Here is a 22,962-nt window from a genome sequence, read left to right on the forward strand (position 1 = left end):
TCGCATGAACAAGCGCATCGACAATCCGGCCGATTCCATCACGTTCAGCAAGGATCAGGTGGCCCGCTGGATGGGTCAGAAGACCTTCGGCAAGGCGCTCGACTACGTTAATGCGGTGCGCGATCTCGGCTGGACGGGCGAAATCCTGCGCGCGCGCGTGCCCGGCACGCAGCTACAGCCGTACTCGGTCGAGATTTCCTTCCGCGAAGAACGGCCGCGCGGCTATTGCTCTTGTCCCGTCGGTTACGAATGCAAGCATGTCGCGGCGACGCTGCTCGCCTATCTGGATCGCACGCAAGCAGCCGATCAAACGGGCGTGAGTTTCGAGGTCGAGCAGTGGCTTTCCAGCTTTCGGGCGAAGGTCGAGGCGACGCGTCGGGCACGCGCGACAGCGGTCCGGCGCACGACAGGCGCAAACTACCAAATTCTCTATGTGCTCGTTCCGTCCATGTACGGGGCGCTGCCTTTCGAGATCGCAATGCTGAAGGCGCGGCTCGGCACCAACGGCGACATTCGCGCGACCGAAGCGTGGTATCCAAATTACGCCCAGTGGAACAATCCGCCGAAATTCGTGACGCCGGCAGATGAACCCATCGTCCGTGCGCTCAGGAACGAGCGCGGAGGTTCAAGCGGCTACTACGCGCTGAAGGGCAAGCGCGGCGCGATCGTCTGGCAGATGATGCTCGCGACGGGCCGCCTCTACTTCGAACCGGACATCCGGGATCCGCGACTCGCACAGCCGTTGCGCGAAGGCGCGATGCGCAGCGGAAACATCGAATGGATTCCGCACGGCGACGACATGATCTTCGCCTCGCTCGAAACGTCGCCGGAATCGAACGTCACATTGCCGACCGAGCCGCCGTTGTACATCGACATCGTTACGAACGAAACCGGATCCATCGACGTACCGATTTCGGACGAACTGCTCGCCGATTATCTGTCGATGCCGGTGCTCACGCTCGACGAAGCGGCCGCCGTGCGTAACGCGCTCGCCGAATTCGCGCCCGATCTGCCCGCGCCGCCCTCCGACGGCGAGACCGGAATACGCACGATCGACGCGACGCCGGCGCCCGTCCTCACGCTCGATACGCTGTTGCTCGATGCACCCGCCAGGCTGGATATGCCCGCGACCGAACTGGACATCGCGTTGCTCGATTTCGACTACGGCGGCGTGACGATCGCGGCGAACAGTCCCGACGCTCTTTTGCGGCTCGCGGACGGCGAGCTCGTCCGTATCGCGCGCCGGATCGATATCGAAGATGCATGCGCCGGACGCCTGCTCGGACGCGGGATGAAGTCGGTCTCCGGCGCGCCTGTCAGCCGCGCCGACTCACCGTATGCGGGCGGCTTCATCATGCCGGCGCGCGACGCGTGGCCGGCGTTCGTCAGCGACGACATTCCCGCTTTGCGCGACGCCGGCTGGCGCATCGAGATCACGCCCAATTCGCGCTTCGATGTCGTCGAGGTCGAGCAAATCGACGCGACCGCGCGCGCCGCCGAAAACGGCTGGTTCGATCTCGAGTTGGGCATCCTCGTCGAGACGGAGCGCGTGCGCCTCGAACCGTTGCTCGCCGAACTTTTCGCCCGGGATCGCCGCTGGTTGAACGGCGCGATCGACGCCATCGACGATGCGCACGCCGTCGAATTCCGCACGCACGAAGGCAGGCGCTTCGCGCTGCGCGCCGCGCGGATCAAGCCGCTCGTGCGCGCGCTCATCGACCTGTTCGACCGCGCCGAGCCGAAAGCCGACGCGTCACTGCGGCTGCAGGCGCTCGAAGCCGGCCGTCTCGCCGCCGCCGACGAAACGCTTCGCTGGCAATTCGATGGCGACGCGTCGGTCATCGAACTTGCGAAACGGCTACGCAACGTCGCGGGAACGCGCCGCATCGACGCCCCACGCGGGCTTCAAGCGACGCTGCGTGACTATCAGCGCGAGGGCGTCGACTGGATGCAATTCCTGCGCGAACACGATATCGCCGGCGTGCTCGCCGACGACATGGGGCTCGGCAAGACCATACAGACGCTCGCGCACATACTCGTCGAGAAGGAGGCGGGCCGGCTCACGAGCCCGGCGCTGATCGTCGTGCCGACCACGCTCGTCAACAACTGGATCGACGAAGCGCGCCGCTTCGCGCCCTCGCTGAAAGTGCTCGATCTGCATGGCGCGTTGCGTCACGAACGCTTCACGGAAATTGTGCGGCACGACCTCGTCGTGACGACGTATGCGCTCGTCTGGCGCGATCACGAAGCGCTGTCGCAGCACGACTATCACCTGTTGATACTCGACGAAGCGCATTACGTGAAGAACGCATCGAGCAAGGCGGCGGGCGTGGTTCGCACGTTGGGCGCGCGGCATCGGCTCTGTCTCACGGGGACGCCGCTGGAGAATCATCTGGGCGAACTTTGGTCGCAGTTCGATTTCCTGCTGCCCGGCTTTCTCGGCTCGAAAAAGGAGTTCGCCTCTCGCTGGCGCAAGCCTATCGAAAAGCAGAACGACGCGATGCGCCGCGATCTGCTCGCGCGCCGGATTCGCCCGTTCATGCTTCGCCGCCGCAAAGATGAAGTCGCGACGGAATTGCCGCCGAAGACAATGATCGTGCGCAGCGTCGAACTCGAAGACGCACAGCGTGATCTCTATGAAACCGTGCGTGCCGCGATGCAGAAGAAGGTGCGCGACGCTATCTCGAAGCAGGGGTTCGCACGCAGCCATATCGTGATGCTCGACGCGTTGCTGAAACTGCGGCAAGTGTGCTGCGATCCGTCGCTCGTCAAGCTGCCGGGCGCGCCGAAAACCGCGGGATCGGCCAAGCTCGCGCTGTTGCTCGAGATGCTTCCGGCGCTCATCGAGGAGGGCCGGCGCGTGCTCGTTTTCTCGCAGTTCACGGGCATGCTCGCGATCATCGCCGCCGCGCTCGACGAGGCCGGTCTCGCGTACGTCACGCTGACGGGCGACACCTCCGACCGCAAGACGCCGGTGCAGCGCTTCCAGGCGGGCGAAGCGCCGGTCTTCCTGATCAGCCTGAAGGCGGGCGGCGTCGGCCTGAACCTGACGGCGGCCGATACCGTCATTCATTACGATCCGTGGTGGAATCCGGCGGCCGAGAATCAGGCGACGGATCGCGCGCACCGCATCGGCCAGGAAAAGCCGGTGTTCGTGTACAAGCTCGTCGCGGCCGGGAGCATCGAAGAAAAGATTCTGGAGATGCAGGAGCGAAAGGCAGCGCTCGCGGCGGGCATTCTGTCCGAAGATGCGCGCGCGGTGGAGAAGTTCTCCGCCGAAGACATCGAGGCGCTGTTCGCGCCTATTGCCGATAGTTGAAGCGCGCGCTCACCGATACTGATTGATCGTATCGCGCGTCTTCTTCGCGGCTTCGGCCGCCGCTTGCGCGTAATGATCGCCCTTGCCGGCGTAGATGATCGCGCGCGACGAATTGATCAACATGCCCGTGCCGTTCGCGGTGCGGCCCGCCCGCACGGTTGCTTCGACATCGCCGCCTTGGGCGCCGATGCCCGGAATCAGAAGCGGCATGTCGCCGACGATCCCGCGTACCGTTTCGATTTCCTTCGGAAACGTCGCACCGACGACGAGGCCCAACTGGCCCTTGTCATTCCACTTTTCCGCCGTGAGCCTGGCGACGACCTGATACAGCGGCTTGCCATCGGTCGTGAGAAATTGCAGATCGGAGCCGCCCGCGTTCGACGTACGGCACAGCACGATCACGCCTTTGCCCTCATGCGCGAGATACGGCTCGATCGAATCGAAGCCCATGTACGGATTCACGGTGACGGCATCGGCCCGATAGCGCTCGAACGCTTCCTTCGCGTACTGCTCGGCCGTGCTGCCGATATCGCCGCGCTTCGCATCGAGAATCACCGGAATGCCGGCGTGCTTCTCGTGGATATGCGCGATCAACGCTTCGAGCTGATCTTCCGCGCGATGCGCCGCGAAGTACGCGATCTGCGGCTTGAACGACGATGCATACGGCGCGGTTGCATCGACGATGGTCTTGCAGAACTCGAAGATCGCGTCGGCGCGGCCGTTGAGTGCGCCGGGAAACTTCGCCGGCTCCGGGTCGAGGCCGACGCACAGAAGCGATTGAGTCCGCGACCACGCGGCATTGAGCGATTCGATGAAGGACATGGCGGGAAGATGTTGAAAACGTCGATGCCACGCATTTTAACGTGCGTGGCGTCATCTTCCGTCGCGTCTTCCGGCGCGGCTTAGCGCGCCGCGTCCCGTGCCCGCGCCTTCGCGCCTGCCCGCGTGCGCGGCCTTCCGCGCCGCGTCGCTTCCCCGGTGCGCTCGACGGTGAAGCGGAATTCCCGCGACAAGCGTTCGCCCGGTTTGAGCACGGTCATGCCGTTCGCTTCCCCGCCGCCGGGCAGATTCACCGCGTTGATCGGATGATCGACCGGCTCGAAGCAGAAAAAGCTTTCGCCGGGCGGCGCGTAAAGGACGTAGTAGTCGGTGTCGGCGGCGATCGTTAGCGACAGGCGGCGCTTCGGCCACAGCACGCTCGTGCGCCCGCTCCATCCGGTGAACGCGTTGTTGACCATTTCCGATGGCATCGGATACGCAACGCCGAATTGCCACGCGGGCGGCGTCGGAACATGCCGCACAGGCAGCCAGTCGTCGCCGCACAGCCACACGCCGCCCGCCGCCGCCGACAACTCCGTGTCCGCCTCGCGCATCAGGAACGGATGCAGCCCGAGGCCGAACGGCAGCGCTTCGTCGCCGGTATTTTCGACATCGAGCGTCACGGCGAGCGTCGCTTCGTCGAGCGTGTAAGTCTGCGCGGCGCGAAACGCGTAAGGCATGCCGCCGCTGCGATCGAGCGTGAGACGCACGCGCGCGGAATCCTGATCCGCGACTTCCCACGCGCCGAGCCAGCCATCGCCGTGCAGCGGCAGCGGTTCGCCCGGGCGATTGCACGGGACCTCGATCGAGCGTCCGGAAAACTGAAAGTGTCCGTTGCCGATGCGGTTCGAATACGGCAAAAGCGGATAGCACGCGAGCTGATTCGGATCGGTGTCCGGTCCCGGCGCGACGCACGGCCGGAAGATCGGCACGAGCGTGCCTTCGTGCCGCCAGTCGAAGCGCGTGATGCCGCCGCCGAGCGACGGTGCCAGTTCGAGCCGCAAATGCGCGTTGGCGAGCGTGATGCAGCCGTCGACATCGGCGCCGCCCATCGCGACGACCGCGGTGCTCGGGCCGGGACGGATCGGCGGTTCGGTGGCGGCGGCGAGCCGCGCACGGCGGGCGTTCGCCTGTTCCTTGGACATCGATGCAGGATTCGGTCTTTGCTCTGTTCGCGCGACAGCCATGACTCGTGCTCCATCGAGAGGCGAAGAACCCGGCGTTGCCGGGATGGGTCGGGCGGCGCGTCGATCGCGCGCCGCCTCGTGTTCTGGTTACGCCTTGCCCGCAAATACGGCTTCCGCGATGCCGCGTGCACCGGGCGTCGCGACGAACACGCCGCCTGCGTGCGCGTCTGTTTCGCCGAGGCCGATGCGCGCCGTCGTCACATACAGCGTGCCGAAGTCCGCGCCGCCGAACGCGGCGCAACTCGGCTGCGCGCTCGGCACGTCGATGCGCGCCGTCTCGCGGCCGTCGCTTTCGTAGCGCACGACGCGCGCCCCGCCCCACTGCGCGTTCCACAAGCCGCCGTCCGCATCGACGATCGAGCCGTCGGGCACGCCGGTCGCATCCGTCAGCTCGACGAACACGCGGTCGTTGTCGAAGGTCGGATAGTCGCATACGCGAATCTGACGCGTGGGCGAATCGCAGTAGTACATCGTCGCCCCATCGGGCGAGAAGCCGATGCTATTCGAGATCGCGCAATTCCCTAGCGGCAGCCTTTCCAGCGACAGATCCGCATTCAGCCGATAAAACGCGCCGACCGGTTGCGCATCGTCCACGTCGTGTTTCGTGCCGAACACGAAGCGCCCTTCGCGGTCGCAACGGCCGTCGTTCAGGCGCGTCGGCAGATCGGCTTCGACTTCCATGATGGTTTCGATCTTGCCCGTCGCGATTTCATGGAACGCGAGCCGCGATGCGAGGCCGAGCAGCAGGAAACGCGCATCGGCGCACGGCGTGAAGCACGCAAGCCGCTCGGGCATGTCGAACGATTCGCTCGCGCCGTCGCGCGGATCGTAGCGCCATAGCTTCTTGCCTTCGATATCGGTCCACCAGAAGCGGCCGCTCGCGGCGCACCACGTCGCGCCTTCGCCGAGCGAACACTGGCTGTCGATGAGAAGTTGCGCTCGCATCGGATTCATCAGGCCCATCCTCCGTCGACGATCATGTCCTGCGCCGTGATCATTTTGCTGTCGTCCGATGCGAGAAAGAGCGCCGCGCGCGCGAGGTGTGCGGGCAGCAGTTCTCCGTCGATGCACTGGCCTTGCTTGATTGCTTCCTTGCCGGCCTCGTCGAGCCACAGACGCTTTTGCTTCTCGGTCATCACCCAGCCCGGCACGAGCGTATTCACGCGGATGCCGAATTTGCCGAGATCGCGCGCGAGGCCGCGCGTCATGCCTTGCACTGCCGATTTCGACGTCGTGTAGACGGGGAAGTTGCCTTGCTTGAGCATCCAGCTGATCGAGCCGAGATTGATGATCGAGCCGCCGCCCGCGCGCTTCATGTCGTCGATGACGGCCTGCGCCGCGAAGAATTGATGGCGGATGTTGACCGCGATGCCTGCATCGTACGACTCGGGCGTGACGTCTTCGATTGCGTGGCGTTTGTCGTTGGCAGCGTTGTTGACAAGCACGTTGATGGGCCCGAGGGCGGCTCTTACATCGGCGATGCCTTTGCGGAGTGCGTCGATGTCGGTCAGGTCGACGTTGAGGAACATCGGGCGGGTCTGGCCTTCTTGCAGGGCTGCGCCGAGGCGGTCGGCGAGCGCTTCGCCAGCGTCGGTGTCGATGTCGAAGAAGGCGACTTTCGCGCCCTGATCGAAGAAGTGTTCGACGAAGCCTTCGCCGATGCCGGTTGCGCCTCCGGTTATCAGCACTGTTTTGCCTTGCAGGCTGGGGTATCTTGCGAGGTTCTTTTCGATCGTTGCCATTGGGTTTTGTCTCTCCTTGCTGCGCTTGTCGCGCTTGTTAGCTTTGCGCTTTTGCCGGATCCCGGTTTCTTAGTGGTCTTAGCACTGCCGCCCCGCACAGGGGCAACGCTGATAGACCGACACGAAAACGGGATCCAGCGACATCAACGGCAAAACATCAACAACGACATCAACCGCAAAAACATCAATCCCGCGACCCGCGATTCTTCAACTGATCGAGCAGAACGGCAGCAAGCAGGATAGCCCCTCTCACGAGGTACTGATAAAACGCGTCGATATTCAAAAGGTTCATGACGTTCTCGACAGTGCCCATGATGAGCACGCCAATCACGACACCGGAAATCGTCGCCCTACCGCCCAGCAGAGAAACACCGCCAAGAACACAGGCAGAAATGACATTGAGCTCGAAGCCTTGAGCGGCATTCGGCTGTCCCGACGTGATGCGCGAAGCGAGAATGACCCCAGCCAGCGCGGTCACAGCGCCCTGAATCAAAAAGATCCACACACGCGTGCGCTCGACATTGATCCCCGCGAGCCGCGAAGCCTCGGGATTACCGCCGATAGCCAATGTATTACGTCCATACACCGTCTGATTGAGCAATACGCCAAAAACGATGAAGCACGCAAGCGTGACCCAGATAGGCAGGGAAATCCCGATCATCGACAGACTGCCGAGCGCGATGAACGTATCCGACGACACACCCACCGCCTGCCCGTGCGACACGATGAACCCGAGCCCGCGCACGATTTCCATCGTCGCCAAGGTCGTAATCAGCGCATTGATTCGCAGATAAGCGATCACCGCGCCGTTCACAAAACCAATGACCGCGCCAGCCGCCACCGCCGCGATGATCGCGATGAACGTGTTGTCCGTCGCATTCAGAACCATCGCGCACAGAACACCGGCGAAGGCGATCGTCGAGCCCACCGACAAGTCGAAGTCGCGCGACGCGAGGCAGAACATCATCGTGCACGCGACCATGCCGATCTGCGAGATCGACAGCGCGAGGCCGAGCATGTTCTCGATCGAGAAGAAGTGATCGACGGTCAGCGACATCGTCAGGAACATCACGATGAAGATCACGATCAGGCTGTACTCCGTGATCTGCTGCCACCACTTCTGCTTGTCGTTCTTTTGCGGGATCAGCGCGTTCGCGACGCTTTCCGTCGCTTGCCCCACGATGTTTTCTCTTGCTTCCATGATTCGCTCCTCTCGTCTTTACGCCGCCTGCGCGACCGTTTCCGCCTGCGGCAGCGCAAGGCTCAACACTGTTTGTTCGCTCGCCTTCTCGCGCGCAAGTTCGCCCGCGATACGCCCCTGCCGCATCACGACGATCCGGTCCGACACGCCCAGCACTTCCGGCAATTCCGACGAAATCATCACGATCGCGCAGCCGCGCTCGGCAAGCTGATAGATCACGTTGTAGATCTCATGCTTCGCGCCGACGTCGATGCCGCGCGTCGGTTCGTCGAGAATCACGACCTTCAGGTCCGGCTCCGCGAGCCAGCGCGACAGAATCGCCTTCTGCTGATTGCCGCCCGAAAGAAAACGGATGCGCTGCTTCCGGCTCGGCGTCTTGATCTTCAGCAACTGGATGAAGCGCTCGGCCGTCTGCGCCTCCTTCTTGCGATCCAGAAACAGCCCGCCGCGCAGATAGTGTCGCCGGCACGAAATATTGATGTTCTCCGCGACCGTCGCCATCGCGACGATGCCTTCTTCCTTCCGATCCTCCGGACACAGCACGATGCCGTGACGAATCGCCTCGCCGGTGCTGCGAACCTTGATCGGCTTGCCGTCGAGCATGATGTCGCCGCCCTTCTTCTTGTCCGCGCCGTAGACGAGATGCATCAGCTCGCTGCGTCCCGCGCCGACGAGCCCGAAGAAGCCCACGATCTCCCCGCGCTTCACTTCGAAGCTCGCGGGCGCGCTCAATGCATCGCCCTCCACGTTCTTCACGGAGAAGCGCACGTCGCCCAAAGGACGCGCGCGATAGTTGTAGATGTCGCTGATCTCGCGCCCGACCATTTCCTGCACGAGCGTTTCGCGCGGCACATCCGCGAGCGAAAGATGCGACGCGATCTTGCGCCCGTCGCGGAAAATCGTGCACGCGTTGCACAGTTCGTAAATCTCGTCCATGCGATGCGAGATGTAGATCAGCGCACGGTTATCCGCCTGCAGATCGCGCACGAGCTTGAAGAGCACTTCCGTCTCGCGATGCGACAGCGAACTCGTCGGTTCGTCGAGCGCGATCACGCGCGCGTTGCGCAGCAGCGCCTTGCAGATTTCGACCATCTGCCGCTGCGCGATCGACAGCTTGCGCAGCTTCGCATTCGGATCGAGATCGACGCCCATCGCCGCAAGCCGCTCGCGTACGTGCGCCTTGGCCGCGCGCTTGTCGACCCAGCCGAGCCGGTTCGGCAATGCGCCGAGCAGCAGATTCTCGGACACGGTCAGATCCGGCACGTACTGCAATTCCTGATGAATCACCGCGATGCCCGCGGCAATCGATGCCGCCGCGCTCGCGAAATGCACTTCCTTGTCGTCGATGAGCACGCGCCCCGAATCGGGCTGATACTCGCCGCCGAGAATCTTGAGCAAGGTCGATTTACCCGCGCCGTTCTCGCCCATCAAACCGTGAACTTCGCCGGCGTTGACGTCGAACGACACGCCGTCGAGCGCGCGCACGCCTGGAAACACCTTGCCGATATTGTCAAAACGCAGCGTCGCTGACACATCGCCTCCTATTCTCGAGCGGACCGCACGCGCGGCCCGCTTCCCTCACGAAAGACTTAGTTCGATGCCAGTCCCATCTGCTGGCGCACCGATGCCACGTTTTCACGCGTAGCCAGCATGCCGGTCGTGAGCGTGAGCGGCGGCGGCGCCTTGCCGTCCTTGATCCACGCGTACATCAGCTCGGACGTCTCTTCGCCGTGGCGCTTCGGGCTGATGATGACGGTGCCGTAGAAGCCCGTCGGATTCGGTTTCTTGAACTCGTTCAACGCCGAGTCCGATCCGCCGATACCGATGCCGATCATGTTGTCCGCCTTGAAGCCGCGGCCTTCCGCTGCGCGCACCGCGCCGAGGACGGCTTCGTCGTTCAGGCCGTAGGCGACCCAGTGCTTGTATTGCGGATTCTTCGTCAGCGCGATGTTCGCGGCGTTGAACGCGTTCTCGGTGTCGGTCTTCGCCTGCGGCGCGGCGACGATGTTCGCCTTCGGGAAACCGGCGGCGACGAGCGCATCGGTCGCGCCGGCCGTGCGGTCATGCGCGGTCGGCAATTGCTCGTAAGTCACGTCGATCGCGCCGACATCCTTCATGTCCCAGCCGCGCTTCTTGATCTCGGCGGCGATGCCGTCGCCCACCTGCTTGCCGATGTTGTATGCGGAAATGCCCATGTGCGGCACGGATTCGATCGGCTTGCCCGAACCGTCGACGAGGCGGTCATCGACCGTCATCATCTTGAGCTTGTCGGCCTTCGCCTTCGCGACGATGCCCGGCCCGAGCTTCACGTCCGGCGTACAGATGATGAAGCCCTGCGCCTTCTGCGCGGCGAGGTTGTCGATCGCGCTCATCACCTTTTCGCCAGACGGCGCGCCGATCTTCACGAGCGTGAAGCCCTTTTCCTTGGCGGCGATTTCGGCGAACTTCCATTCGTCCTGGAACCACGGCTCTTCCGGCTGCTTCACGAGGAAGCCGATCTTGACCTCGTCGGCGGCCTGCGCGACCGGCGCCGCGATCATGGACGCGCTCGTTGCCGTGGCAGCGGCGATCAGCGTGAGGAACAGTCTGCGTTTCATTTTTTGTCTCCCGACTTTTTCCGATGTCGAAAAATGCCCGCGCGCGGGCGCTACGAAGTGTGTGGCCGCTTTCTTGTTGATTGATGTCCGCACAGCGGCCAGTGCGTCATTCCTTCGTGATCTCGTTTGCTTTAGTCGTGGTACAGCGCGCTTCGCCCGCCATCCACGGTGATACAGCTGGCGTTGATGAACGGCGCCTCGTCCGATGCGAGGAACACCGCCGTCATCGCGACTTCCCGCGGCTCGCCGATACGCTTCATCGGCTGAAGATCGAGCGTCGCCTGACGCGCGGCCTTCGGATCAGCCTGCGAATTCCACCAGTCGAGCGTCAGTTGCGTTTCGATGTAACCCGGCGCGATCGCATTCACGCGCACGTTGTTCGGCGCGTACTCGATGCCGAGCGCGCGCGTGAGGCCGATCACACCGTGCTTCGCCACCGGATACGGAAAGCAGCCCGGAATGATCTTGAAGCTGTGCGTCGACGCGATGTTCACGATGCTGCCGCGCCCGCGCTCGACCATGCCCGGCAACACCGCGCGGCAGCCGTTCCACACGCCGTCGAGATCGACGGCGAAGCAGCGGCGCCAGTCGTCGTCGGTCATCGTGAGCGGATCGCAGAACACGTTGATGCCGGCGTTGTTCACGAGCACATCGAGCGGGCCGAGCGCGGCTTCGGTCTGCGCGACGGCTTCCTTCACCGATGCGCTTTGCGTCACGTCCGTTTCGACCGCGATGACGTTCGCGCCGGTTTCTTCCCCGATGCGCTTGGCCGTTTCGCGGGCCGTGCCGATGTCGAGTTCCGCGAGCGCGACGCGTGCGCCCTCGCGCGCGAACGCCAGCGCGATCGCCGCGCCGATGCCGCGTCCCGCGCCCGTGACCATCGCGACCTTGCCGGCGAGGCGGTTCATCTGGCTGCGCCTCGTGTAACGGCCAGTCCGTCGATGAACGCCTTCGCGTGCCGCGCCGTGACGTCCGCGCTCTGGCCCGGCTTGTAGAGCGCCGAGCCGAGGCCGAAGCCGTTCGCGCCTGCGCTCAAGAACGGCTCCATGTTGTCCGGCGCAATACCGCCGACCGGCACGAGCGGCACGTCCTTCGCGATCACCGCGCGCCATGCCTTCGTCACCGTTGGGCCGAGCTGCTCGGCGGGAAACATCTTCAGCACGTCCGCGCCGTTCTTCAGCGCGAGAAACGCCTCGTTCGGCGTCGCGACGCCCGGCGCGCACGCGAGACCTTGCGCCTTCGCGGCGCGCACGACATCGGCGTCGCTGTGCGGCATCACGATGAGCTCGCCGCCCGCGGCCTTCACGCTATCGACGTAACTCGGATGCAGCACCGTTCCCGCACCGACGATCGCATCGGCGGGCAGCGTCTGACGGATCGCCGCGATGCTGTCGAACGGCTGCGGCGAATTCAGCGGCACTTCGACGATGCGAAAGCCCGCTTCATAGAGCGCGCGGCCGTGATCGGCGGCTTCGGCGGGCGTGACGCCGCGCAGTATCGCGATCAGCGGGCACGCGGCGAACGCCTTTGCGAGACCGGCGTGCATGCCGTAGGGCGCGGGCAGATTGATGGGAGGCTGCATCGTGTTCTCTCCTTTTCAGGCCGCGCGCCTGGCCGCGACCAGCCCGGCCAGCGCGGCGATTCCATAAAGGCCGTGCTCGGTGGCGTGCGCGACCGTGGCGGCATCGTGGCATCCGAAACGCGCGAGCGCGGCGCGATAGCGATTGCAAAGCGCATCGTTGCCGATCAGGCGCAGGGGCTTTCCCGCGAGCGCGGATTGTTCGCGCGCAAGCACTTCGTTCAGCCCGCGCAATTCATGGCCGATCAACAGGCCCGACAAATAATCCGATTGCTGCTCCGCGCTCAGTTGGCCCGTGAGGCCGAGCGTGCGCGTGCTGAAGATCGTCGCGAGCATGCCGGGATGACCGGCATCGCGCGCCGTATCGACGCCGCGCAGGAACGCCTGTTCGTCGTGCGTCGCGGTGGGATGCATCGTGCGGCCGAGGATCGTGTGATCGCGCAGCGCGCTGAAGGTCTCGCCCGTCATGAAGGTGTAGAAACGCTCGATGCGCTCATCGGCGACGAACGCCCACTTCGCGTGCGTGCCCGGCAGTCCAATCAGCGCGCCGCCCGCGTTTCCGAGCGCCGGCTCGCTCGCCAGCGCGCCGAAAATCTGCGTTTCCTCGCCGCGCATCACGTTGGGCAACACGCCGCGCTCCAGCACGCCCGGCACGACATGCAGCACGACGCCGCGCGCCGTCTTCACATCGACGATGCCCGCGACGAGCGCATCGGCGTTCGCCGGCGTTTCGACGTACGGCGCTTCGACCCAGCCCTGCGCGCTGCCGACCATGCCCGCCGCGATCACCGGCAAGTGCGCGTGCGCGTCGAGCCACGCGCCGCAGGTTTCCTCGAACGCCTGATCGAACCCGCCCGCCGGCAGATTCATGATGCCCGCCGACGATGCGCGCGTATCGAGGGCGAGACCGTCGGCGCCAAGCAGATAGGCGCGCAGCGAAGTCGTGCCCCAGTCGAGCGCGATGAGCGCGGGCGTGGAAACAGATGCGGTCATCGCTTGATCCTGCGGGCGGCCTGCGGCGCGCGCCAGCCAAGTTCCTCGGAGATCGCGTGCGCTTCGCGCTGCACGACCGGAATCAGTTCCTCCATGCGCTCGTGCGGCATGTAGGGAATGGTGCTCGCCACCGACAATGCCGCGACGATCGCGCCCGACGCATCGCGCACCGGCGCGGCAACGCAGCGGATCGACGCCTCGTTCTCTTCGAGATCGAACGTGAAGCCGCCTTGCGCATAGCGCGTCATGCGCTGCTGGAAGGTGTCGAAGTCGGGGCGGTTGTCGGGCTTGAAGCTCATTCTCGCGAGCACGCGATGCGACGCTTCCAGCAGCTTCTTCCACGCGTTCGCTTCGAGGTCGAGCATCATCGCCTTGCCGATGCCCGTCGACGCGAGCGGCATCCGGTGCCCGACGCGCGAACGCATCTCCAGGCCGCGCGTGCCCGGAATCTTGTCGATGTAGAGCACGTCGTCGCCGTCGCGCACGCCGAGATGGATCGTGTCGTGCGTATGCTCGGCCAGCGCCTGCAGATGCGGTCGCGCGACGGTCGTGAGCGGCATCTGTTCGAGCGCGATCGTGCCGAGTTCGATGAGCTTCGGCCCGAGCAGATAGCCGCCCTGCACCTGACGCAGATAGCGCGCTTGCACGAGCGAGCTCACGAGCCGATGCGTCGTGCTGCGCGTCGTGCCGAGCGCCGCGCCGAACGCGCGCAGGTCGCGCGCGCCGTTCGCGGCGGCTTCGAGAATCGCGAGGCCGCGCAATAGCGTCTGCGTGCCCGCCTGCTGCGGCGTGATGTCGACGAGCGCGCTCGGCAGCGCGATGGCGTCGGGATCGGGTGTGTGCTTCGTCCCGCTCGCGCCGTTGGACTTGGCGCGCGCTGCGCCCGCCTCGGCGACGTCGGTTTCAGGGGTCTGGAATTTGGTCATGGCGCGAATCCCTCGTCGATCACGATGCGCGCCGGATGACGCACGCGGGCGCGTCCCCGATGGAATGAGCGTACGAATCGTGCAAGGAGGCCCGCGAGCGCGGGCGTGCGATCGAATGCATGACGTGTCTCCATTGTTCTGGTCGTGCGCGCCGGAAGTCGCTCCGGTCGTCGTCCGCGTGTGCCGTTTCAGGCTTTGGCCGGATTGTAGTTCCGGCTCTTCGATTTATTCAATATGTGATCGTCGTGCTCACATAATGGGAGAGAAGCTTGCAGCCGAAAGCTTCTGGAAAACAAAAAAGCCCTGAATTATCAGGGCTTTGCATTGTTTATCGCGGCCAGCTAAATTTCACTGCGGCAGTTCCGCCGCCCCCATCCGCCGTGCGATGACGCCCGCGCGCTGCGGCAAATACGGCGCATTGCGATGGTCGTCGAAATACTTAGGGCGCGGCAGCATCACCGCGAGCCGCGCGCTCTGCCAGGCCGTCAGTTTCGCCGCCGATGTCTTGTAGTAATACCGCGCCGCCGCTTCCGCGCCGTACACGCCGTTGCCCCACTCGACCGAATTCAGGTAGATCTCGAAGATGCGTTCCTTGTCCATCCAGAACTCGAGCATCCAGGTGATGACGAGCTCCTGCGCCTTGCGCACATAGCTCTTTTCGCGCGACAGAAACAGGTTGCGCGCGAGCTGCTGCGAAATGGTCGAGCCGCCCGCGACGATTTTTCCGCGCGCCTTGTTCTTCTCCCACGCTTGAAGAATGGCGTCGGTTTCGTAGCCGTTGTTATTGACGAAATTCGCGTCTTCCGAAGCGATGATCGCGCGCTTCAGATTGCGCGAAATCTGCTCGTACGGCACCCAGGTGCGTTGCAGCGAAATGCCCGGATGCGTCTTCGCGAGCGTCCACGCGTCGGCGCGCATGAAGGCCGTCGGACCGGGATTGACGATCGTCCAGATGCCGATCTGCGCGAAGAACCACATTTGCGTCGCGATGAACGCGATGCCGAGCACCGATACGCCGTACGCGATCCAGCGCGCCGGGCCGAGCCGCACCGCTTTGCGCACGCGCGGCGAGCGGCTGCCCTGGCTGCCGACGGGCGCGGTGGTCATGTCAGGCTTTCGCGGCCAGCGCGGCGCGCAGATCGCGCAGCACCGCGCCGCCATCCGGGCGCACGCCGCGCCAGATGAAAAACGATTCGGCGGCCTGCTCGACCAGCATGCCGAGACCGTCCGATGCGCGCGCACCGAGCTTCGACGCGTGTTGCATGAAGACGGTCGGCTGCGCGCCGTACATCATGTCGTAGGCGAGCGTGCCCGCGCCGAACGCGCTGTCGTCGCAATCGGGCAAGGCGGCGTCGAGGCTGCCCGCGGTCGCGTTGACGATCACGTCGTACTGCCCGGCTTCCGCGCTGTCGGCGCCGCCGCCCGAGAAACGCACGCCGCACTCGGACGCGTTCTGCGCGAACTGATCGACGAGCTGATGCGCCTTCGCCGCCGTGCGGTTGACGATGGTGAGCGCCGCCGGCGCGCGATCGAAGATCGGCAGCACGACGCCGCGCGCCGCGCCGCCCGCGCCGAGCAGCAGAATGCGCGCGCCTTTCAGACTCACGCCGAGATTCACTTCGATGTCGCGCACGAGGCCGACGCCATCGGTGTTGTCGCCGCGCACGCCATCCGGCCCGAAGGCGAGCGTGTTCACCGCGCCCGCCGCTGCCGCGCGCGGCGACAGCGAATCGGCGAGCGCGTGCGCTTCGAGCTTGAACGGCACGGTGACGTTCATGCCGCGTCCGCCCGACGCGATGAACGCCTTCACTTCACGCGTGAAGCCATCGAGCGGCCCGAGAATGCGGCCGTATTCGATCGGCTCGCCGGTCTGCGCGGCGAACTTCGCGTGAATCCACGGCGATTTGCTGTGCTCGATCGGATTGCCGATCACCGCGTATTGGTCTTTCATGGCGTCGGTTCCTGCGCGTTGTCGGGCGTTTCCGGTTGTGGCTGCTCCACCGACGCTTCCGCCTGCGCTTCGGCTTCGCTTTCGGCAGAAAGATCGCTCGTCTCGATGATCTCTTCTTCCGCCTCTTCTTCCTCGACCGGCGCGCTCGCGGACGGCGCGTCGATCACATGCAGCAGACGGCACGATGCTTCGACCGTCAGCTCGTCGATCGATACGACTTCGAGCATCACACGCGTGCCGCGCGCATGCACGCCGAGGCCGGGCACGTGCAGAATCAGCGGAATCTCTTCGAGCCGCACGAGATCGTCCTTGATGACCGAAGCGGGAACGTGCTTCCTGTTCTCCTGCTTGAGCCAGCGCAGGCACCAGAAATACTCCATGCGGCGCTGGTGATCGGCATACGCGGTGTACGTGTCGTCGAAACCCTGCACGACGGCGAAAAGGTCCGCGTCCTTCGGCTTGAACGGCGCGGCGAGTTTGGCCGTCACGCCATGCTGCACGCACGCGAGCAACTGCCATTGATTGACGAGGTCGACATAACGGCGCAGCGGCGACGTGCTCCACGCATATTGCGCGACGCCCAGGCCTTCGTGCGGCGCGGGCGTCGTCTGCATGCGCGTGCGTTTCGGTCCCGGACCGCCGAAGCCGCGCTGCGAGCGATAGATGCCCGGCACGCCGTGATCGTTGAGGAACGCGCCCCACGACGAATTCGCGAGAATCGCCAGTTCCGCGACGATCAGATCGAGCGGCGAACCGCGACGGCGCGGCGTGATCGTGATGTGCTCGCCATCGACATAAAAGTTGAAGTCGTTGTTGCGCTGCACTTCGCGCTTGAGGCCGTAAGTCGCGCGCGCCTGTTGACGCTTTTCGAAGAGCGCCTGCGCGAGCGGCCACAGCACCGCGATGTCTTCCTTGTGCGGATAGTCGCCCGTGCCGGCCGCGAGCGTTTCCTCGGTGACGAACTCGTCGAGATGGTTGTGGCGCAGGTTGCTTTTCACGAACACGCGTTCGGCGCGCGTTTCAGTGGCGACGATATCCTGCGTCTCGCGATTCACGATGATGTACAGCGACAGCGCCGGGCGCAGCCCGCCCTCGCCGAGCGTGAACACGTCGACGACGTTGTCGGGCAGCATCGTGATCTTGTCGCCGGGCATGTAGACCGTGGAGAGACGCCCGCGCGCGATGGCGTCGATCGTGTCGCCACGCGTAATGCCGAGCGCCGGCGCCGCGATGTGGATACCCACGCGCACGCGGCCATCCGAAAGATGCTCGACGGAGAAGGCATCGTCGATTTCGGTGGTGGTGACGTCGTCGATGGAGAACGCTTCGACGTGCGCTTCCGGCAAATCCTCGGGCAGCGGTCCCGGCTGCACCGACGGAAAGCCAATGCCGTGCGGAAAGAACTCCGACAGGAACTTCGCCTCGTGCAACTGTCGGGGCGACGCGATGCCGCCGCATTCGAGCATCAGCCGCGTCTGCGAGATGCCGCGCGCCGCCGCCGCCGCTTCGAGCGCCTTGTACTCGATCGAATTCTTGTCCGGCTTCGTGAGCAGGCCGATCGCCTTGCCCTTCAGCGCATCGGGCAGCTTGCCCGCCTTCAGTTCCTCTTCCCAGCCCTGCTGCACGAGCGCCTGCTGACGCTTGCGTTCGAGCGACGCGAGCGCCATCTGCAATTGTTCCTGCGGCGCGCGCTGATACTGGCCGCGCCCTTTGCGCCGGAAGTAAACCGGCGCGCCGTGCATGCGCAGGACGAGCGCCGCGCGTTCGGCGGGTCCGAACTTGTCGCCGAAGTAATCCGCGCCCAGCGCGGCGAACGGAAATTCCTCGTCGGGCGCGCATTCCCACAGGAAGTCGAGATCGATCTCCTGCGCGATGGCGTCGGCTTCCTGCATCAGATCGCCGGCTGCGGGCTTCTCGAACTCGATCAGCACGTCTTTCGCGCGCACTTTCGCGCGCCGGCCGCCCGGCAATTCGACCTGGAACGCGTCGCCCTGTTTCGACAACACCGATCCGGCCTTGAAACTACCCGATTCCTCGAAGAAAACGTTCACTCAATACTCTCGTAAAACGGTGGACCGGGCCGCGCTTGCCGCGCGCCGGCGAATGAATGGGCTCAGGCGGCTGCGGTCGCGCGCACGGGTGGCGGCGCCTGGTCGCAGAACGCGATGACATCGGCGAGATAAGCCGGGAAGTCGCTGATCGCGTGATCGCTGCCCTGAATCAGCGTGGTTCGCACGCCGGGATAGTGGTCGAGCATCGTGCGGTAATCGAGCACTTCGTCGCCCGTCGCCGCGATCAGATAGTAGCGCTCGGGCCGCGTGATCGATTCGACCTTGAGCGCGCGCAATTCGTCGAGATGGCGCGGCAGCACGGTGATCGTTCCGCCGCCGTGCCACAACGGCTGCTCGCCGAGAAAATGGCTCAGATCGCGATCCGGCACGACCGCCGGATTGAGCAGCACGGCGCGCCAGCCGTGTTTCTCCGCGAGATACGTCGCGTAATAGCCGCCGAGCGAACTGCCGACGACGGTCACATCGCCCGCTTTCTCGCTCGCCGCGAGCGATTCGGCCAGCGCGACGGCATCGCACGGCGACACCGGCAGCGACGGGCACTGCCATTCGCCGAGCCTCCCGAGTTCCGCGAGCCGCGCGTGCATCACGCGCGCCTTGAACGATTGGGGAGACGAGCGAAAGCCGTGCAGATAGAGAATCACGAATGTCCTCCTGCGCCACGCGCCGAAAGCGCGTCGAGCAGTTTCTGATGGACGCCGCCGAAGCCGCCGTTGCTCATCACGAGTACGTGGTCGCCGGGGCGCGCGGCGGCCGCGACCGCCTTCACCAGAGGTTCGATTTCGTCGAATGCCCGCGCCTTGTCGCCGAGCGGGGACAGCGCTTCTGCGAGATTCCAGCCGAGCTTGTCGCGGCCTTCGCGCGCGCCGTAGCCGAAGACGAGATCCGCGCCCGCGAGACTCGCCGGCAATTGCGCTTTCATCGTGCCGAGTTTCATCGTGTTCGAGCGCGGCTCCAGCACGGCGAGGATGCGCGACGTATCCGAATTGCCGATGCGCGTGCGCAGGCCCGCGACGGTCGTCTCGATTGCGGTCGGATGATGCGCGAAGTCGTCGTAGACGGTGACGCCGTCGACGCTGCCCTTCACTTCCATGCGCCGCTTGACGTTGCGAAAACTCGCGAGCGATTTCGCCGATTGCGCCGCCGGCACGCCGACCGAGCGCGCGGCCGCGATCGCAGCGAGCGCGTTCATCCGATTGTGCTCGCCCTGCACCTGCCAGTCGACGACGCCCTGGCGCTCGCCTTCCCAATACACGGCGAACTGCTCGTCGACGGCGGCGCCTTGTTCGACGGGCAGCGCCTGCCATCCGCCTTCGACGCCGAAGCGTTCGACGCCCGACCAGCAGCCGCGCGTGAGCACCCGTTCCAGCGCCGCCTCGCGCCCGTTCGTGACGATGCGCCCGACGCCCGGCACCGTGCGCACAAGGTGGTGGAATTGCGTTTCGATGGCCGCGAGATCGGGGAAGATATCGGCGTGATCGAATTCGAGATTATTGAGCACGGCCGTGCGCGGACGGTAATGCACGAACTTCGAACGCTTGTCGAAGAATGCCGTGTCGTACTCGTCGGCTTCGATGACGAAAAAGCTCGAATCGGTCAGGCGCGCGGAAATGCCGAAGTTCAACGGCACGCCGCCGATCAGAAAGCCGGGATTCATGCCCGCGTCTTCGAGCAGCCACGCGAGCATCGAGCTCGTCGTGGTCTTGCCGTGCGTGCCCGCCACCGCGAGCACCCATTTGCCGTTCAGCACATGTTCGCCGAGCCACTGCGGGCCGGATGTGTATGGCAGGCCGCGATCGAGGATGGCTTCCATCAGCGGATTGCCGCGCGTCACCACGTTGCCGATGACGAAGAGATCCGGCTCGAGCGCGAGCTGCTCGATGCCGTAACCTTCGATCAGTTCGATGCCCTGGGCTTCGAGTTGCGTGCTCATCGGCGGGTAGACGCCGGCGTCGCAGCCGGTGACCTTGTGGCCCGCCTCGCGCGCCAGGACGGCAAGTCCGCCCATGAAGGTGCCGCAGATGCCGAGGATGTGGATGTGCATAAACCGTGTCGCGCCGCGCGGGCGATTGAGATGCGAAAACAGGAACGGCGCCGTACCGGTGAACCTGAGGGCAAACCCGTGCAGAAAGGCGCCTGAAGGCGCATATTGTAACCGAGCAGGCTAAGCGCTTTTCCCCCGGCGCAAGCCTGCCGCCCTTGGCCCGCAAAAGGGCCGCTCGAGCTTATCTAGTATCATTCCGGCATGGTTCGCAAATCACATTTCGATCCGCAGCGCGTGCGCGAGGAAATCGCGATCGCTGCCGCGAGGATGATCGCCGAAGACGGCCTCGACTACTCCACCGCCAAGCGCAAGGCTGCGCGGCAGGTCGTCGGCGAGGCGAAGATCGGCGGCGAGTTCCTGCCCGATAACGACCAGATCGAAGAGGAAATCCGCGAGTATCAGGCGATTTTCCAGAGCGACAGCCAGCCAGCCGTGCTGCGCCGGATGCGCGAAGTCGCGCTCGACTGGATGGAGCGCCTGACACCCTTCGATCCATATCTGACGGGCGCGGTGCTCAACGGCACCGCAGGCGAGCACTCCGATATTCATCTGCAATGCTTCTGCGACAATCCCAAGGAAGTCGCGATTTATCTGCTGAACGCGAACGTGCAATACGACGTGTCGGAGACGCGGCACTTCGCCGGGCGCGGCTATGTCGAGACGCTGAGCTTTCTGCATCGCGCACGCGACGAGGAGCCGGTCGGCGTGCATATCGCGCTCTACGGTCCCGACGATCTGCGCGGCGCGGTGCGCGCGGACAACCGCGGCCGCCTCGCCCGCGCGAACGCGGCGGCCGTACGCACGCTGCTCGATCACCCCGATGTCCCGCCGCTCGAGATCAGCGGCTGATCTTTCTTCTCTACGCTCATGAAAAGCACACGCATTCTGGCGGCCCTCGTGGTCGCTGTCGCCGCGACCGTCGGCGGCTTCTACGCGGGCCATCTGTTCACCGGCGGCGATACCGTGGCCGCGACGCAGCCGAGCGGCAACGCCGTCGATCAACTGTGGAAGGCGACGCCGCCGGGCGCTTCCGGCACGTCGCAACCGCTCGCGGCGTTCAAGGGCAAGCCGGTCGTCGTGAACTTCTGGGCGTCGTGGTGCGGACCGTGCGTGAAGGAAATGCCGACGCTCTCCGCGATGCAGCGCGATTACGAAAAGAAAGGCATCACGTTCGTCGGACTCGGCGTCGATAGCGAGAAGAACGTCAACGATTTTCTTAAGAAAGTGCCGGTCGCCTATCCCGTCTACGTCACCGGCTTCGGCGGCGCGGATCTTGCGCGTAGCTTCGGCAATAATGCGGGCGGCCTGCCATTTACCGTCGTGATCGACACGAATGGGAAAATCCGCTCCACGAAACTGGGCGAAGTCGACCCGGCCGAGCTGAAACATACGCTCGACAGCCTGTAAAAATTGGCTGCGTGTACGCCGTGGCTTGCGTCGAGTAAGCTGCGAGTTAGCACGCAGTACGCCGATCTTGCTGGAAATTCGACGCGACTCCCAATACGCGGCGGTAATTTGTCCCATGGTTGCGAGCCGGACTGCACAGTAAAACTAGACAAAATTCTCTAAACGGCGCTAAAGTGCGCCGAATTCCGCACAACCCGAAGCGACTATGACAACTCTGCCGGTGCCATGTGGCCCCCTCGCCGTCAAGTCCGACCTCCGCAAAACGGCGGTCGGAAGGCGTGGAGCATCCGCAGCCGTCATCCGCGTGCTGTTCGGGCGCGCGCTTCGAAGCGACCACGCCGATACGTTCGACATGAACGCTACCGGCGTGCCGACCGATTCTGCAGCCGTCGTTTGCGCGGGCGCTTTCGCGAGCGCGCGCGTGCGACGGCTGGCCGCGCCGACTCGCGGCTGAGCAGTCAGAACACCCACAAATCAAGTCAAGTGCCGGGCAGTCCCGGTCTCCAAGTATTGAAAGGGGATTTTTCGATGGACCTTCGTAAACTGAAAACGCTGATCGACCTCGTCTCGGAATCCGGCATCTCGGAGCTGGAAGTGACGGAAGGTGAAGGCAAGGTTCGCATCGTCAAGAACGCCGCGCCGGTCTACATGCAGGCGCCGCAGCAGTACGCACCGCAAGTGCAGTCGCCGGCCGCGCCGCAATTCGGCGGTGCAGGCGAAGCCGGCGCGCCGGCAGCCGCTGCGCCCGCGGCCGCCGCGCCGCAAGGTCACATCGTGACCTCGCCGATGGTCGGTTCGTTCTACCGTGCGCCGTCGCCGGGCGCGGATCCGTTCATCCAGGTCGGCGATACGGTGAAGGAAGGCCAGACGCTGTGCATCATCGAAGCGATGAAGCTCTTGAACGAAATCGAAGCGGACAAGGCCGGCGTCGTGAAGGAAATCCTCGTCGAGAACGGCCAGGCGGTCGAGTACGGCCAGCCGCTCTTCGTGATCGGCGACTAAAGGCGCACCGGGCCGTGCCGCGGATGCGCCTCGCAGCCGCCGCCCGGCCCCGCCGCGCCGGCGCGTTTCATGCGGCATCGATTCGTCGAGAAGCGCGCCGCCGATTGGATCCCCGAGGGCCGCTCG

Annotated in this window: 20 protein-coding genes; 4 read left to right on the forward strand and 16 right to left on the reverse strand. The window is 64.7% G+C overall.

All coding sequences use genetic code 11. The features are described 5' to 3' along the window. Positions 1–4: 4 nt before the first annotated feature. Entirely contained in the window at positions 5–3,319 is a 3,315-nt protein-coding gene (locus tag NCT05_RS14420; protein ID WP_250502621.1) for a DEAD/DEAH box helicase, read from the forward strand. 9 nt (positions 3,320–3,328) lie between these two features. Here NCT05_RS14420 and pyrF read toward each other — a convergent pair whose 3' ends face one another. The 16 genes from pyrF to mpl all read right to left on the reverse strand — a co-directional run bounded on the left by pyrF (position 3,329) and on the right by mpl (position 20,427). Beyond that, the gene (gene pyrF, locus NCT05_RS14425) at positions 3,329–4,141 is read right to left on the reverse strand and encodes an orotidine-5'-phosphate decarboxylase (RefSeq protein ID WP_250502622.1); all 813 of its coding nucleotides are present in this window, start codon (positions 4,139–4,141) and stop codon (positions 3,329–3,331) included. A gap of 80 nt (positions 4,142–4,221) precedes the next feature. Beyond that, on the reverse strand, positions 4,222–5,325 hold the full coding sequence (locus NCT05_RS14430) for an aldose 1-epimerase (RefSeq protein WP_502801791.1): 1,104 nt from the start codon (positions 5,323–5,325) through the stop codon (positions 4,222–4,224). Positions 5,326–5,412: 87 nt separating this feature from the next. Continuing rightward, positions 5,413–6,288: an SMP-30/gluconolactonase/LRE family protein gene (locus NCT05_RS14435; RefSeq protein WP_250502624.1), complete on the reverse strand. Its 876-nt coding sequence runs from the start codon at positions 6,286–6,288 to the stop codon at positions 5,413–5,415. After that, the gene (locus tag NCT05_RS14440) at positions 6,279–7,067 is read right to left on the reverse strand and encodes an SDR family NAD(P)-dependent oxidoreductase (RefSeq protein ID WP_008342886.1); all 789 of its coding nucleotides are present in this window, start codon (positions 7,065–7,067) and stop codon (positions 6,279–6,281) included. Before NCT05_RS14440 ends, NCT05_RS14435 begins: the two co-directional genes overlap by 10 nt. Before the next feature lie 184 nt (positions 7,068–7,251). Beyond that, positions 7,252–8,268 (reverse strand): L-arabinose ABC transporter permease AraH, encoded by a 1,017-nt coding sequence (araH, locus tag NCT05_RS14445; protein ID WP_008342887.1) that lies wholly within the window; start codon positions 8,266–8,268, stop codon positions 7,252–7,254. Positions 8,269–8,286: 18 nt separating this feature from the next. Continuing rightward, complete coding sequence (araG, locus tag NCT05_RS14450) at positions 8,287–9,801, reverse strand: L-arabinose ABC transporter ATP-binding protein AraG (RefSeq protein WP_008342888.1); 1,515 nt, start codon at positions 9,799–9,801, stop codon at positions 8,287–8,289. Between the two features lie 56 nt (positions 9,802–9,857). Further along, entirely contained in the window at positions 9,858–10,865 is a 1,008-nt protein-coding gene (locus NCT05_RS14455; RefSeq protein ID WP_008342889.1) for an arabinose ABC transporter substrate-binding protein, read from the reverse strand. 131 nt (positions 10,866–10,996) lie between these two features. Further along, positions 10,997–11,773 carry an SDR family oxidoreductase gene (locus tag NCT05_RS14460; RefSeq protein ID WP_250482245.1) on the reverse strand — a complete coding sequence of 259 codons (777 nt, stop codon included), beginning with the start codon at positions 11,771–11,773 and terminating at the stop codon, positions 10,997–10,999. Further along, positions 11,770–12,447, reverse strand: coding sequence for a 2-dehydro-3-deoxy-6-phosphogalactonate aldolase (locus tag NCT05_RS14465; protein WP_250502625.1), 678 nt, complete (start codon positions 12,445–12,447; stop codon positions 11,770–11,772). Before NCT05_RS14465 ends, NCT05_RS14460 begins: the two co-directional genes overlap by 4 nt. A 15-nt stretch (positions 12,448–12,462) precedes the next feature. Beyond that, positions 12,463–13,437 carry a 2-dehydro-3-deoxygalactonokinase gene (locus NCT05_RS14470; protein WP_250502626.1) on the reverse strand — a complete coding sequence of 325 codons (975 nt, stop codon included), beginning with the start codon at positions 13,435–13,437 and terminating at the stop codon, positions 12,463–12,465. Further along, positions 13,434–14,363, reverse strand: coding sequence for an IclR family transcriptional regulator (locus NCT05_RS14475; RefSeq protein ID WP_008342893.1), 930 nt, complete (start codon positions 14,361–14,363; stop codon positions 13,434–13,436). The genes NCT05_RS14470 and NCT05_RS14475 overlap by 4 nt, the downstream gene beginning before the upstream one ends. A gap of 348 nt (positions 14,364–14,711) precedes the next feature. Next, complete coding sequence (gene mtgA, locus NCT05_RS14480) at positions 14,712–15,470, reverse strand: monofunctional biosynthetic peptidoglycan transglycosylase (RefSeq protein WP_250502627.1); 759 nt, start codon at positions 15,468–15,470, stop codon at positions 14,712–14,714. A 1-nt stretch (position 15,471) separates the two neighbouring features. After that, positions 15,472–16,314, reverse strand: a complete 843-nt coding sequence (aroE, locus tag NCT05_RS14485) for a shikimate dehydrogenase (protein ID WP_239295161.1) — start codon at positions 16,312–16,314, stop codon at positions 15,472–15,474. Further along, complete coding sequence (locus NCT05_RS14490) at positions 16,311–18,365, reverse strand: ribonuclease catalytic domain-containing protein (protein WP_250502628.1); 2,055 nt, start codon at positions 18,363–18,365, stop codon at positions 16,311–16,313. The genes aroE and NCT05_RS14490 overlap by 4 nt, the downstream gene beginning before the upstream one ends. 62 nt (positions 18,366–18,427) lie before the next feature. Then, the gene (locus NCT05_RS14495; protein ID WP_250502629.1) at positions 18,428–19,027 is read right to left on the reverse strand and encodes a YqiA/YcfP family alpha/beta fold hydrolase; all 600 of its coding nucleotides are present in this window, start codon (positions 19,025–19,027) and stop codon (positions 18,428–18,430) included. Beyond that, positions 19,024–20,427: a UDP-N-acetylmuramate:L-alanyl-gamma-D-glutamyl-meso-diaminopimelate ligase gene (mpl, locus tag NCT05_RS14500; protein WP_250435199.1), complete on the reverse strand. Its 1,404-nt coding sequence runs from the start codon at positions 20,425–20,427 to the stop codon at positions 19,024–19,026. The genes NCT05_RS14495 and mpl overlap by 4 nt, the downstream gene beginning before the upstream one ends. A gap of 201 nt (positions 20,428–20,628) precedes the next feature. Here mpl and NCT05_RS14505 point away from each other — a divergent pair, with 201 nt between their 5' ends. From NCT05_RS14505 to accB, 3 genes are all read left to right on the forward strand, one after another. Beyond that, positions 20,629–21,276, forward strand: a complete 648-nt coding sequence (locus NCT05_RS14505) for a hypothetical protein (RefSeq protein WP_008342899.1) — start codon at positions 20,629–20,631, stop codon at positions 21,274–21,276. 18 nt (positions 21,277–21,294) lie between these two features. After that, positions 21,295–21,834, forward strand: coding sequence for a TlpA family protein disulfide reductase (locus tag NCT05_RS14510; RefSeq protein ID WP_250502630.1), 540 nt, complete (start codon positions 21,295–21,297; stop codon positions 21,832–21,834). Between the two features lie 528 nt (positions 21,835–22,362). After that, positions 22,363–22,836 carry an acetyl-CoA carboxylase biotin carboxyl carrier protein gene (gene accB / locus NCT05_RS14515; protein WP_008342903.1) on the forward strand — a complete coding sequence of 158 codons (474 nt, stop codon included), beginning with the start codon at positions 22,363–22,365 and terminating at the stop codon, positions 22,834–22,836. Positions 22,837–22,962 lie beyond the last annotated feature (126 nt).

Source organism: Caballeronia sp. AZ7_KS35, assembly GCF_023631045.1.
GTDB lineage: Bacteria > Pseudomonadota > Gammaproteobacteria > Burkholderiales > Burkholderiaceae > Caballeronia > Caballeronia zhejiangensis.